The following is a 13,644-nucleotide window of genomic DNA, read 5'->3' on the forward strand; positions in this document are numbered from 1 at the left end:
TATTGATTCTCTAGATTTAAGTAAACATTGCTCTTGTATCAACACGCAAGCCCCAAGATAAGATTTCCCCACATTGTCGTATCTTCTATGTTCATGTCAGAGAATATCAACATGAATATTTATAAAACTATTTGATTGTACACTTTACATACCTTACAAGAAGTGCCCTACAAAAGAGGTCATATAAAAGTTTTTTTACATAATGATATTTTGATTAATGTGTAACTTGCATGATGAAGAAGTTCAATATAAGGTGAAAAAACGACAATTCAATTAAGGAAAATGCGCAATGCAATTGAAGAAAATCCTTACGATAATCGCAGCATTTATGGCATTTACAGCAAATGTTTATGCGAGTGAACCTATTAAGATTGGTGTTTATCTTCCATTAAGTGGTCAAAATGCATTTGGAGGTCAGCTTGAAATTAGAGGTATAGAATTAGCCCATAAAAAAGTTCCAGAAATTTTAGGACGTAAAGTAGAACTTGTTATTATTGATAATAAGTCTGATAAAGTAGAAGCGGCTAATGCTGTTATGCGTTTAACAGCAAGTGAAAAAGTGAGTGGAATCATTGGTAGCTATGGTTCTTCGCTCTCGTTAGCAGGTGGTGAAATATCTGAAAAGGCAAAGACTCCAACCATTGCAACGTCCTCAACAAGTCCCCTTGTTACACAGGGTAAAAAATATTACTTTCGTGCTTGCTTTATTGATTCCTATCAAGGAGTAGGAATCGCAACTTATGTAAGCCAAACTTTACACGCAAAAAAAGCTGCTATCCTTAAAGATATTTCAAGCGATTATGCTATTGGTCTTGCAAGTTATTTTACGCGTGCTTTCAAAAAATTAGGTGGTGAAGTTATCTCAAATTTAAATTATAATTCTGGAGATCAGGACTTTTCAGCTGTTCTCACGCAAATTATCGCCCAGAAACCTGATATCTTATTCATTCCATCTTACTTTTCTGAAGGTGCTATCATCATGAAACAAGCACGAGAATTAGGGGCTAAGTTTCAAATTATGGGTGGAGATGCTATGGATAATCCAGAAACCATTACGATTGCAGGAAAAGCTGCAGAAGGTTTCTTACATACGACACTTCCCTATAGTGAGGATATGCCAAATATGTCAGTAGCTGCGCAAGAATTCACAAAAGAATGGAAAAAAGCTTACCCTGACAAAGAACCAAATATCAATTCTGTTTTGGGATACACGAGTTATATGATGTTCATGAAGGCTATTGAAAATGCTGGTAGCACTGATCGTGAAAAAATTACTATCGCACTTAGCCAATTAAAAGATTTTCCTACCCCCTTTGGGGATATGTCAATGGATGAAAATCATAATCCTAAAATTCCTATTGGTATCATTAAAATACAGGATGGAAAACGTGTTTATTTAGAAGAAGTTAAACCTGCTTTTTAATTAAAAAGTTGTACTTATTAAAATGCAAGAATTGGTTGAGGATCTTTTTCTCAACCAAAAACTTAGAAATTTCTTATTGTCCTATGTAAATTAACAAATGTGGAAGGATGAGAGATGAGCACTGAAATGTTCATCCAGTACTTTTTTAATGCACTGGCATTGGGATCTCTTTATGGGCTTATTGCTATTGGCTACACCATGGTCTACGGTATACTGAGACTCATTAATTTTGCTCACGGTGATATCTTTATGCTGGGAGCATATTTTGTTTTCTTTTCCACAATTGGCTTTATGCCTGCTTGGGCAGCTTTTCTTCTTTTGTTCCTTGCTGCTCTTGTTTATTATTCGGTCTTTATAGGCTTTAAAAGGCGTCCTCCAATTTATTGGATTGCTACTTTTTTAATTCTTGCGCTAGGATTTGTTTATTATTTTAAAATTTCCCCACAAGATTTTACACCGATTTGGGTTTTAGCTCTTTGTTTTTCCATTTTTATTACAAGTGCTGTGGGTGTTGCTGTTGATCAATTTGCTTATAAACCTCTACGCCATGCTCCGCGCATTTCGGCACTTATCGGTGCAATCGGTGTTTCTTTTTTTATTGAAAATCTTGCTACTGTACTCTTTAGTGGTGTTCCGAAAGGTGTACAACAGCCAGATTTTCTTGTAACACCATTTTTATGGCATCTAGGATCAGGAGCAGATGGTATCATCAGAATTGCTCCCATGTCTTTGATCGTTCCCTTTGTGTCATTAATTCTTATTTTATTACTATTATGGATTATCCATAAAACAAAACCGGGTCTTGCTATGCGCGCAATCTCCCATGATATTGAAACAACACGTTTGATGGGTGTATCTGTCAATAAAGTTATTGCGTTTACATTTGGAATAGGCTCAGCTCTTGCCGCCATAGCAGGCATTATGTGGTCTTTACGTTATCCTCAAATTCAGCCTTATATGGGTGTTCTTCCTGGTCTCAAAGCATTTATCGCTGCTGTTATCGGAGGTATTGGTTCGATACCAGGTGCAATGTTGGGAGGATTGTTATTAGGGTTTATTGAAATTATGATTATCGCATTTTTTCCCGCGCTATCTGGATATCGAGATGCCTTCGCTTTCATTTTATTGATTCTGATTTTATTGATATTGCCCACAGGATTAATGGGTAAAAGAAGTCAGGAGAAAATCTAATGGCGAAGTCAGCGACAACTGTTTTATCGTGTATAAGTATTTTCGTTTTTATAGGTTTTTTATTTTATGCTGATAGCCATTTTAATGACTATACGCTTCGTATCATAAATCTGATTGCTATTAATGCGATATTGGCAATTTCGCTTAATTTGATTTACGGTTTCACAGGTATGTTTTCTCTTGGACATGCTGGATTTATGGCTATTGGTGCTTATGTTTGCGCAATTTTACTTCTTTCCCCTGAACAAAAAGAAATGATGTGGATTCTTGATCCTATTGCTGAACCATTATACCATTTACAGTTACCTTTTTTTATCGCTGTTGTTGTAAGTGGTTTGTGTGCTGCAGTTGTAGGTTTATTGATTGCTTTACCAATATTGCGTCTTGGTGGTGATTATCTTGGAATTGCAACATTAGGTTTTGCAGAAATTATTCGCATTGTCATTACGAACGCAACATCGCTCACAAATGGCTCTTTGGGAATCAAAGGAATACCTCAAAATGCAACATTATGGTGGAACTACGGTTGGCTAGCATTTACTGTTCTCTTTATTTTCCTCTTACTGCAAAGCAATACTGGTAACGTATTACGTGCTATCCGTGATGATGAAATAGCTGCGAAAACTATGGGAATTAACGCTTTTTTCTACCGTAGTTTTTCTTTTACTGTTGGAGCGTTTTTTGCAGGTATAGGTGGCGCATTAATGGCGGCTCTTATTTCAACCATTGATCCAAAAATGTTTAATTTTCTTTTGACTTTTAATATTTTGATGATTGTTGTTGCTGGTGGTCTCGGTTCAATTACAGGGAGCATTATTGGCAGCATTATTATTACAGTAATGCTTGAATGGCTTCGTATTATTGAAAGTCCATTTGACTTAGGTTTTATACATATTCCAGAAACCCCAGGACTTCGTATGGTTGTTTTTTCTCTTTTATTGCTGGTAATTATCTTGTTTTGGAGAAAAGGGTTAATGGGACAACGAGAATTCTCATGGAATGGAATTTATAGCTTTTTGACACGCAAAAAGCTTTCTAATACTGAGGGAAAGCTATGAACGACAACATCCTTTCACTCAATAATATTGTAATGCGTTTTGGCGGATTAGTTGCTGTAAATAATGTTAATATGGCAATTAAACGAGGAAGTATTACTGGGTTAATTGGTCCCAATGGTGCTGGAAAAACAACAGTTTTCAATATGATTTCTGGATTTTATGCTCCTACAAGCGGCATCATTCTTTTTGATGAGAAAAAAATTTCTGGAGCGTCTCCTTATATTATCTGTAGAAGCCATATTGCCAGAACATTTCAAAATATTCGTCTTTTTTCAGGGTTAACGGTTTTGCAGAATGTTATGGTAGGAGCGCATGTTCGACAAAAATATCCTTGGTTTTCTTCAGCTCTATTTTTTTCAAAAGCAATGAAAGAAAAGAAGGAAGTTTATAAAAATTCCTTGGAGCTCCTTGAACAGCTACAACTTGATCACCTTGCCAATCAATCGGCAACAGCTTTACCTTATGGTGTGCAACGACGTCTAGAAATTGCACGCGCGTTAGCCACAAAGCCCAAATTGCTTCTTCTTGATGAACCTGTTGCTGGCATGAACCCACAAGAAAGTGAAGATCTTAGAAAATTCATCGCAAAAGTGCAAAAAGACTTTGATCTTACAATTCTTCTTATTGAGCACGATATGAAAGTGGTTATGGGGCTTTGCCAACATATTTGGGTTATGGAATATGGCTGTTGCATTGCCAATGGTACACCAGATGAAATTCGTAATAACCCTAAAGTTATTGAAGCTTATCTTGGCGGAGATGTTTATGGATATTCTTAAAATAAAAAATCTTTACGTTCATTATGGCGCCATTAAAGCTGTCCAAAATCTTTCTATGTCCATAAAGCGGGGCAGTATTGTCACTTTAATTGGAGCCAATGGTGCAGGAAAAAGCAGTATTGTACGTTCTATTACAGGACTTAATCGCTCTGTTTATGGAGAAATTACCTATAATGGCAAATCTATTATTAAAAAATCACCAGAAGAGATTTTGCGATTAGGGATTGCTCTAAGTCCTGAAGGACGACGTATCATGCCCCATCTCACTGTTTTAGAGAATCTTCATCTAGGTGCTTATATTCGTCACGATAAGCAGGGAATTTCCCGTGATATTGAATGGATATTTGACCTTTTTCCGCGCCTACGTGAAAGAGCAAAACAGTTGGGAGGAACAATGTCAGGTGGTGAACAACAGATGGTTGCTGTGGGCCGTGCACTCATGAGCAATCCTGATATGGTCATATTAGATGAACCCTCGTTGGGGTTAGCGCCACTTCTCGTTCGAGAAATTTTTTCTATTATTCGAAAAATTAATGATATGGGAAAAACTGTTCTTCTTATTGAACAAAATGCATTTGCTGCACTTTCCATAGCTGACTATGCTTATATTTTAGAGGTAGGACATATTTTATTTCACGGTGAAGGAAAAACTATGCTCTCTGATTCGCGTGTTAAAGAAGCCTATCTTGGTGGATAAAGACTACGAATTAAGGAAATAGAGCTCATTCCCTCCACCTTTAAAAAAGCATTTCTCATTAAGGATGAGAAATGCTCCTTTGTGAATTTTGACTATTACATCCACCATTTTTCTGCACTGAATATTCCTGCTTCTTGTTCAATAATATGCGCTATCTGAAAAATGACTTCTTCAGAAAAAGGTTTACCAATCAATTGCAATCCTAGAGGTAAACCATTTGATGACAGACCAGCAGGAACAGAAATTCCTGGTAAACCAGCCATATTGACTGGTACAGTAAAAATATCATTAAGATACATTGCTACAGCATCAGTTTTTATTTTTTCATCAGCAATACCAAAAGCAGGTGTTGGTGTTGCTGGTGTCAAAATAGCATCAATGCCCGAAGCAAAACATTGATCAAAATCACGTTTTACGAGTGTTCTTACTTTTTGAGCTCTTAGATAACAGGCATCATAATAACCAGATGAAAGGACATAAGTCCCAACCAAAATACGCCGCTTAACTTCATTACCAAAACCAACAGAACGTGTATTTTCATACATCTCAATGATGTCTTTTCCAGGCATGCGCAAACCAAAACGCACACCATCATAACGCGCTAAATTAGAAGAAGCTTCTGCAGGAGCTATAATGTAATAAGAAGGTAGAGCATATTTTGTATGAGGCAAAGAAATATCCTTAATCTCAGCACCTGCTTCTTTTAACCAATTTATTCCTTTTTGCCAAAGCTCAATAATTTCTGGAGACATTCCATCCACATGATATTCTTTTGGAATACCTATTTTCATTCCTTTGATTGATTGACCAAGATAACTTTCATAATCAGGAACTGGTAAATTGACGGAAGTAGAATCTTTTTCATCAAAAGAGGCCATTGATCTGAGTAAGATAGCACAATCACGAACATCTCTGGCAACAGGTCCAGCTTGATCAAGAGATGAAGCAAACGCGACAACGCCCCATCGCGAACAACGTCCATAAGTTGGCTTTATTCCTACAGTTCCAGTAAAAGCTGCTGGTTGACGTATTGAGCCACCTGTATCTGTTGCTGTTGCCCCAGCACAAATTTGTGCAGCAACAGCGGCAGAAGATCCTCCCGATGAACCACCGGGTACGAGTTTTTCATTCGAGCCTTTTTTTCTCCATGGACTAATAACGGGGCCATAATATGATGTTTCGTTGGATGAGCCCATAGCAAACTCATCCATATTAAGTTTTCCTAACATCACAGCACCGTCTTGCCATAAATTAGCTGTGACAGTTGATTCATAGTGCGGTTTAAAACCATCAAGGATATGTGAACAGGCTTGAGTATGAACACCATAGGTTGCAAAAAGATCTTTAATCCCCAAGGGGATTCCTTCTAAAAGCCCTCCCTGCCCTTTCGCTAAGCGACTGTCTGATTCAGCAGCCATTTTCATTGCCTGTTCTGCTGTTATTGTTACATAAGCATTCAAAATTGGATTAGCTAATTCTATTGCTTGTAAATAAGCTTCCGTTAATTCTGTTGCTTTGAGATTTTTCTTTGTTAAAGCATCACGAGCTTGCGCAATTGTGAGGGTTGTTAAATCAGTCATATTGGTTCTCAAATTTCAAAAATATAAAAAATTACTCAACAATTTTTGAGACAAGAAAAAAATTTTCTTCTGTAACAGGAGCATTGGCTACAATATCTGCTGCTTTATCACCATCTGTAACACTATCTTCACGCATTCGTAGAGTCATTGGCATCACAGATGTTAATGGCTCAATTCCACTGACATCAACTTCATTCAATTGTTCTACAAAACCTAAAATAGCATTGAATTTTTTTGTCACAGGTTCTATCTCATCATCGTGGAGGGCAATCCTTGCTAAATGTGCTATCCGCTTGACTGTCTCTTGATCAACAGACATACTCTTTACGCCTTTCTGCTTTTTTGTTTATTTATTGATCTTTATTCTGGCTATACAAGGCTGCACTTGTAAGTGCAAGAATATTAGATAACATGAATAAAGAATATAACTATAGATCTGAAACATTAAAAAACGTATTATCCCCTTATGACTGTTATTAATATAGATGAAGTTATAACACATCTTTTGCCTAAACAAACAATAGCAGGCTTAGATTTAGGGACAAAAACTATCGGAATTGCCATTTCTGATATGGGGCTGACTGTCTCAAATCCACGTCCTGTACTACAGCGAAAAAAATTTACAGAAGATGCTTACACACTTATTAAAATTTTTGACCGTGAAAATGTAGGCGTTATTATCATTGGCTTACCTCTTAACATGAATGGAAGCAGTGGCTCTCGTGTTCAAGCAACCAGAGCTTTTGTGAGCAATATGAAAGCTTATACAAAAATTCCATTTGTTTTTTGGGACGAACGTTTATCAACAATTGCTGCGGAACGGTCTCTTTTAGAAATGAATGTATCGCGCGCTAAAAGAGCAAGCCGTATTGATTCGGCAGCCGCCGCTTTTATATTGCAAGGTGCTCTCAATAGAATTCAACACTTTCATCATATGGAAGGATAGAGGACATTGAGCAAATGCCCTGCATTATATCGTGCAATGAGCATCCCGTAAGAAGATCTCCATTGTCCCCCAAGGCGGCTTTCCATATAGGCATTTGCAACATGTTCTATGTCTGTAGAACGTAATGCTGCTGCTGCTGCTGCATAAGCTACCTGTTCAACAAAAAACCTTCCTGCACCTTCATTTGCCGATGCCATATCACCTGCTGACTTAATGATTTCAATTGCTCGGGGTCCCGCTGGCCCAATATCAAGAGCAATTTTTTCCAACAATTTCTGAAACAATCCCGGTGCTTTTTCAGCAATAAGAATGGCATCCTTTACCAATTGATTAGCAGAACTATTTCTCACAATTCGCGCAGGCCCATTATGCAACATTTGTGATAATGGATTATTCTCTATAAAACTTTCAATACCAAGTTGTGCAATAATTTCACCAATAATAGGCACAACCAATTGACTTACATGATAAGCAATAATAGGTGTCATAATACGGGCAAAAGCGGCTTCAGAACGGTCATTTGCTGCATTGTCAAATGCTCTCGCTAAACGCAAAACCAATGCTTGTGAGGCAGCTATATCTAATGCAATATCTGCAAAAATACGTTCTGTCAGTGGAGGTAAAGGCTGATTGGGCATTTTTTTCCGGAAAAAATCTATACCAAATTGAAGAGCCGCTCGTAAAACACCTGCCGATATGACAGATTGATCGAAACGCATCATCGTCTCGATATCTTTAATAACTTTAAGCCCTTCTCCAGCATTTCCCAAAAGCCAGCCATAACTGCCTTGGAAATCGACAACCCCCTCTGGTGTTAAAAGTTCTCCAGAACGCTGAATTAAATGACGAATCGATATAGATCCATTTAATGCGCCATTTTCTTGTATGCGTGGAATAAAAAAACAACTTAAATGACCATTTAAATCTGCACTAACAAGATATCCGTCAGCGGTAGGATTAATAACATTGGTTTTTACAACATTTAAACGATATAGATCACGTTCCATACTTTCATCGAAAGAAATTTTCTTAACACTTGGAAAATTGAAAGCGTATTTTTCAATATCGTCAAATGCACAAGTTAGAGAAGCAGCCTTTTTATGATGAATAGGCTTTGATGAAGAATCATATTGGCGTGATAAAAGTACATTTTGCCATTTTTTGAAGAGCTCAATATCACTAATTAAAACAGCAATAGCTGCACTCGTTATGATAACTTCATTCAAATGTCCTGTTTCTAAACCAGCAGATAAAGCTAAACGAATCGCACGCGCTTGATAGCGTACTCCATTTTCTGAACTCGCATTTTCCCAAAGTGAGGTAACCAAACCTGCTTGTCTAGAATATTGTTGAAGAGCTTGATAGGAAGAATGGATCTCTAATTTTTCCGTTGGTTGCCCCCATTCATCATTATAGCATAATAAAGGCTTATAATGATTCGCTAAGCAAGAAAGTTTCCATGCTTCTCGACTCGCGGCAAAATCCCCTATTTCTTCAAAACTTGCTAACAAAAACTTAGGCAAAGTAGAAGCAATACGAAACATAAGCGTATCACTAAGAAATGTATTTTTTCGACGAGTATTTTGCGCAGATACAGCACTCATAGGTATATTCCTACATTCAAATCATTCATATCATAGACTATTTGTCTTTTTAGAGTTAAGAAACATTTATCATATTCAAACAAATGCTTGTTTAACCTGTTTAGAGAGAGATAAAGAAGAATGCTATGATTCAAGATAATTTTTTTCCACTTTTCCCTCATCAACATCTTTTAGCTATTAAAGATCTGAGTGTACAAGATCTTAATACATTGCTTGATCGTGCAGAAGCAAATGTTATCCTTTCTAACAAAATTGATAAAATAAAATCTACTTTGCATGGACGGACTCAAATTAATCTCTTTTTTGAAGCCTCTACGCGAACACAATCTTCTTTTGAATTAGCGGGTAAAAGGCTAGGTGCACATGTGATGAGTCTTGCGATCGGCAACTCATCTGTAAAAAAGGGAGAAACATTACTTGATACAGCTACAACTCTCAATGCAATGAAGCCAGATATACTGGTTTTTCGCCATAACAGTGCAGGAGCGGCAGCTTTATTAGCGCAAAAAGTTGATTGTTGTGTTATTAATGCAGGTGATGGTGCTCATGAACATCCAACCCAAGCTTTATTAGATGCTCTAACCATTAAAAGGGCAAAAGGTCGTATTGAAGGATTAACTGTTGCGATTTGCGGAGATATCTTACACTCACGTGTTGCCCGTTCCAATATCTTGTGTCTTAATGCTTTGGGTGCTCGTGTTCGTGCTGTTGCTCCCTCAACACTCTTACCCGCAGAAATCGCTCATATGAGTGTTGAGGTTTTTAACACGATGAAAGAAGGTCTTAAAAATGCTGACGTTATCATGATGTTGCGCTTACAGCATGAACGGATGACAGGCTCTTTTATTCCCTCTACGCGTGAATATTTCCATTATTTTGGCTTACATAAAGAAAATTTAGCCTATGCCAAAAATGATTCTATTATTCTGCATCCTGGCCCATTAAACCGTGGTGTAGAGATTGCATCCGACATAGCAGATGGACCACAAAGTATGATTCATACACAAGTAGAAATGGGAATTGCAGTGCGTATGGCTGTCATGGAGGCTTTATTAGATTCACGCGCAAAGATCAGTGGAGAAAAAAAATGATAAAACCAATTGTTTTTCAAAATGCTCGTATTATTGATCCTTCGCGCACAATCGATGAAATTGGTACAGTTATTGTTGAAAATGGACGAATTATAGCCGCTGGAAAAGAAGCTCTGAATCAGGGATTCCCTGAAGAAGCAGAAGTTATTAACGCACAAAACAAAGCAATTCTCCCTGGACTCGTTGATGCGCGCGTTTTTGTTGGAGAATTAGGGAATGAGCATTGTGAAACAATTGCATCAGCAAGTCAAGCGGCCGCAGCAGGTGGTATTACTTCCTTTCTTATGATGCCAAACACGCATCCAGTTATTGATAATATTGCTCTGATTAAATTTATTACGCATACAGCACAGGAAATCTCATTGGTCAATATTTATCCCGTTGCTTCAATCACACAAGGTTTCAACGGACAAGAAATAACCGAATTTGGTTTGCTCAAAGATGCAGGAGCCGTTGCTTTTAGTGAAGGCAAAAAAACACTTCAAAATTCATCTGTTATGCGGCGTGCAATGACTTATGCACGCGATTTTGATGTTCCATTGATGCATGAAACGCAAGATAAAGATCTTACAGGGCAAGGTGTGATGAATGAAGGACTGCTTGCCAGTTGGCTTGGTCTTTCTGGCATCCCTCGCGAAGCAGAAGTTATTCCACTTGAAAGAGATCTGCGATTAGCAGTATTAACGCAAACACGCTATCATGCCGCTCAAATATCGACAGCACTCTCTGCTGATGCACTTCGTTTAGGTAAAAAACGCAGTGAGAAAATTTCAGCGGGTGTATCTATTAATCATTTATCTTTCAATGAAAATGACATTGGTGAATATCGCACCTCTTTTCGCTTAATGCCCCCATTGCGTACAGAAGAAGACCGTATAGCAATGATTGAAGCAATAAAGGATGGGACTGTAGATGTTATTGTCTCTTCTCATGATCCTCAGAGTATCGACAAAAAACATTTACCATTTAATGACGCGGCAGTTGGCGCTATTGGTATGGAGACCTTATTGAGCGCAGCCTTACGCCTTTATCATGATGATAGCCTATCTCTTCTACGGATAACGGAACTTTTGTCAACGGCGCCTGCAAAGCTCTTTGGACTCAATGCAGGAACACTCAAAAAAGGTACTCATGCAGACTTTATTGTGGTTGATCTTGAAGAACCATGGGTTGTTTCGAAAGAGAAGCTCTATTCACGTTCAAAAAATACCCCTTTTGATAATGCACGTTTTCAAGGACGTGTGCTCCAGACCTTTGTGAAAGGGAAATCCGTTTTTAAACTTGATCAACAAACTTAATGAGATTCTTAATGAATGAAGCAGAAATATTTTTTCAGTCCACTCCATGGTTTATTTTCCTCATATCTTATCTCATTGGCTCGATTCCATTTGGTCTTCTTTTTACGAGATTCTTCAAAATTGGTGATATAAGAACAATCGGTTCCGGCAATATTGGAGCAACAAATGTTTTACGAACAGGAAATAAAAAGCTTGCTGCTCTAACACTTCTTTGTGATATGTTAAAAGGAACTATCGTTGTTTTGATTATAAAGTTTTTTAGTAATCCGCTAGACAAGAGTATACTTGTTTCTCTAGCGGGTTTTTTTACTTTCTTAGGACATCTTTTCCCCGTATGGCTTAAATTTAAAGGTGGCAAAGGTGTTGCTACCTATCTAGGGGTCTGTTTAGGAATCTATTGGCCCGCAGCAATTATTTTTATTATTGTATGGATAACGATTTTTCTTCTCATGCGTTATTCTTCATTATCTGCGCTTATTGCTGTTACGATCACACCGATATTTGTTTTTTATTTTTCCGCTTCTTATTTCTATTGTATGCTGATTGTGATGAGCGTATTTGTGTTTATAAAACATTCTGCAAATATCAGTAGATTATTAATTGGGGAAGAAAGTAAGATTGGTACGCAACACGGAGATAAATAAAGGAATCCTGCTTACTGATCGTCAACGTCTAAGTTGGTTACGGTTATTGCGCAGTGAAAATATTGGAGCTGTTAGTTTTCGCAATCTCATTGATCATTATAAAACAGCAGAAAATGCTCTGGCAGCGCTGCCAGAGCTTAGTAGAAAAGGTGGTGGTTCTGTATCTATAAAAATAGCAAGCTTAGAAGATGCAGAAAAAGAAATGCAAGAAGCTGAAAGATTAGATATTCGGTTCATCGGTGTGGGCGAACCAGACTATCCAGCTTTTCTTAAGGTTACAGAAGCCCCTCCGCCGCTTATTGCTATCAAAGGTAATATTTCAATTTTTCAAAAAACTTCTATTGGAATTATAGGTTCTCGAAATGCTTCAGCTGCTGGGAAAAAGCTTACGGCTCAATTTGCGCATTTTCTCGGAGAAGCAGACTTTGTAACAATTTCTGGTCTCGCTCGTGGAATTGATAGCGTTGCGCATCAAGCAAGTTTAAAAACAGGAACTGTTGCAGTCATGGCTGGAGGAATTGATCATATCTATCCTCCTGAAAATAAAAAGTTGCACGAAGATATTATCGCCAACGGTGGGGCCATCATCAGCGAAATGCCCATTTCTTGGAAGCCGCGTGCTATCGATTTTCCAAGAAGAAACCGTATTATTGCAGCTCTATCACTTGGTCTCTTGGTTGTAGAGGCAGCCCTGCGCTCAGGGTCCTTAATTACCGCACGTCAAGCAGCTGAAATGGGACGGTTAATTTTTGCCATTCCCGGTTCTCCACTTGATCCAAGATCTGTTGGTACAAACAATCTTATCAAAGACGGTGCTCTACTCACCACACATCCTTCTGACATTATAGAAACACTTACGCCATTAATTTCACCGCTTCCAAATTCGCAACTCAATTTTTTTGAGGAACCATCCTCTTTACAACTTGAAAAGGAGAATTTTAATTTAGCAGATGAAAAAAACAGCGGTCTCTCTTCAGCAGATGACAATGCAGCACGTGCAGCAGTTCTCTCCGCTCTTTCAACAACGCCAATCGATTTAGACACACTTAGTATCCACTCAGGTGTTTCACTCCCAGCTCTCTACCTCTTGTTGGTAGAACTCGACCTTGCTGGAAAGCTTATTCGACACTCTGGTGGTTGTGTGTCATTGTCGAATCTTGATCTTCCCCAAGAGCCTCAGCACTATTAATAATGCTTTGCCCTTCTTTGGCAACCATATCCAAAAGCAATGCTAAAAGCGGACTATGCGCCTGACGCGCCATCTGATTCATTTGCTTTGACATGTCTGTAATATATTGGATAACTTTTAAATGATTTATAAACATAATCCTCT

At 38.0% G+C, this 13,644-nt stretch carries 14 protein-coding genes; 10 read left to right on the top strand and 4 right to left on the bottom strand.

Annotated elements, in window-relative coordinates:
- The first annotated feature begins 289 nt into the window (after positions 1-289).
- From ACFILL_RS05570 to ACFILL_RS05590, 5 genes are all read left to right on the top strand, one after another.
- The gene (locus ACFILL_RS05570; RefSeq protein WP_273791030.1) at positions 290-1,423 is read left to right on the top strand and encodes an ABC transporter substrate-binding protein; all 1,134 of its coding nucleotides are present in this window, start codon (positions 290-292) and stop codon (positions 1,421-1,423) included.
- Between the two features lie 114 nt (positions 1,424-1,537).
- Entirely contained in the window at positions 1,538-2,614 is a 1,077-nt protein-coding gene (locus ACFILL_RS05575) for a branched-chain amino acid ABC transporter permease (protein ID WP_273791029.1), read from the top strand.
- Entirely contained in the window at positions 2,614-3,672 is a 1,059-nt protein-coding gene (locus ACFILL_RS05580; RefSeq protein ID WP_375643418.1) for a branched-chain amino acid ABC transporter permease, read from the top strand. Before ACFILL_RS05575 ends, ACFILL_RS05580 begins: the two co-directional genes overlap by 1 nt.
- Positions 3,669-4,451 (top strand): ABC transporter ATP-binding protein, encoded by a 783-nt coding sequence (locus tag ACFILL_RS05585; RefSeq protein ID WP_375643417.1) that lies wholly within the window; start codon positions 3,669-3,671, stop codon positions 4,449-4,451. The genes ACFILL_RS05580 and ACFILL_RS05585 overlap by 4 nt, the downstream gene beginning before the upstream one ends.
- Positions 4,438-5,148: an ABC transporter ATP-binding protein gene (locus ACFILL_RS05590; RefSeq protein ID WP_273791026.1), complete on the top strand. Its 711-nt coding sequence runs from the start codon at positions 4,438-4,440 to the stop codon at positions 5,146-5,148. Before ACFILL_RS05585 ends, ACFILL_RS05590 begins: the two co-directional genes overlap by 14 nt.
- Before the next feature lie 95 nt (positions 5,149-5,243).
- Here the strand turns inward: ACFILL_RS05590 and gatA are convergent, their stop codons facing one another.
- Together gatA and gatC are read right to left on the bottom strand one after the other, a co-directional pair.
- Entirely contained in the window at positions 5,244-6,728 is a 1,485-nt protein-coding gene (gene gatA / locus ACFILL_RS05595; RefSeq protein WP_375631121.1) for an Asp-tRNA(Asn)/Glu-tRNA(Gln) amidotransferase subunit GatA, read from the bottom strand.
- 31 nt (positions 6,729-6,759) lie between these two features.
- Complete coding sequence (gatC, locus tag ACFILL_RS05600) at positions 6,760-7,047, bottom strand: Asp-tRNA(Asn)/Glu-tRNA(Gln) amidotransferase subunit GatC (RefSeq protein WP_273791024.1); 288 nt, start codon at positions 7,045-7,047, stop codon at positions 6,760-6,762.
- Positions 7,048-7,194: 147 nt separating this feature from the next.
- On the opposite strand from gatC, the gene ruvX reads away from it, so the two are divergent.
- A complete protein-coding gene (gene ruvX, locus ACFILL_RS05605) occupies positions 7,195-7,674 on the top strand; it encodes a Holliday junction resolvase RuvX (RefSeq protein ID WP_375625758.1) in 480 nt (159 codons plus the stop codon).
- Here the strand turns inward: ruvX and ACFILL_RS05610 are convergent.
- Positions 7,659-9,278 carry an acyl-CoA dehydrogenase family protein gene (locus ACFILL_RS05610; protein WP_273791022.1) on the bottom strand — a complete coding sequence of 540 codons (1,620 nt, stop codon included), beginning with the start codon at positions 9,276-9,278 and terminating at the stop codon, positions 7,659-7,661. The two genes, ruvX and ACFILL_RS05610, sit on opposite strands and share 16 nt — an antisense overlap.
- A gap of 125 nt (positions 9,279-9,403) precedes the next feature.
- Between ACFILL_RS05610 and ACFILL_RS05615 the strand changes: the two genes are divergently transcribed.
- Genes ACFILL_RS05615 through dprA form a run of 4 tightly spaced genes read left to right on the top strand, consistent with a single transcriptional unit; the run spans position 9,404 to position 13,500 of the window.
- A complete protein-coding gene (locus tag ACFILL_RS05615; protein WP_375631119.1) occupies positions 9,404-10,369 on the top strand; it encodes an aspartate carbamoyltransferase catalytic subunit in 966 nt (321 codons plus the stop codon).
- Positions 10,366-11,667 (top strand): dihydroorotase, encoded by a 1,302-nt coding sequence (locus tag ACFILL_RS05620; protein ID WP_375643415.1) that lies wholly within the window; start codon positions 10,366-10,368, stop codon positions 11,665-11,667. Before ACFILL_RS05615 ends, ACFILL_RS05620 begins: the two co-directional genes overlap by 4 nt.
- 11 nt (positions 11,668-11,678) lie before the next feature.
- Positions 11,679-12,311: a glycerol-3-phosphate 1-O-acyltransferase PlsY gene (gene plsY / locus ACFILL_RS05625; protein ID WP_375643414.1), complete on the top strand. Its 633-nt coding sequence runs from the start codon at positions 11,679-11,681 to the stop codon at positions 12,309-12,311.
- Complete coding sequence (gene dprA, locus ACFILL_RS05630; RefSeq protein WP_375643413.1) at positions 12,268-13,500, top strand: DNA-processing protein DprA; 1,233 nt, start codon at positions 12,268-12,270, stop codon at positions 13,498-13,500. Before plsY ends, dprA begins: the two co-directional genes overlap by 44 nt.
- On the opposite strand, the gene ACFILL_RS05635 is transcribed toward dprA, so the two are convergent.
- On the bottom strand, positions 13,430-13,636 hold the full coding sequence (locus ACFILL_RS05635; protein WP_005773510.1) for a hypothetical protein: 207 nt from the start codon (positions 13,634-13,636) through the stop codon (positions 13,430-13,432). The two genes, dprA and ACFILL_RS05635, sit on opposite strands and share 71 nt — an antisense overlap.
- Positions 13,637-13,644 lie beyond the last annotated feature (8 nt).

Origin of the sequence: Bartonella sp. AP20NXHL, from assembly GCF_042196165.1 — a bacterium.
Lineage (GTDB): Bacteria > Pseudomonadota > Alphaproteobacteria > Rhizobiales > Rhizobiaceae > Bartonella.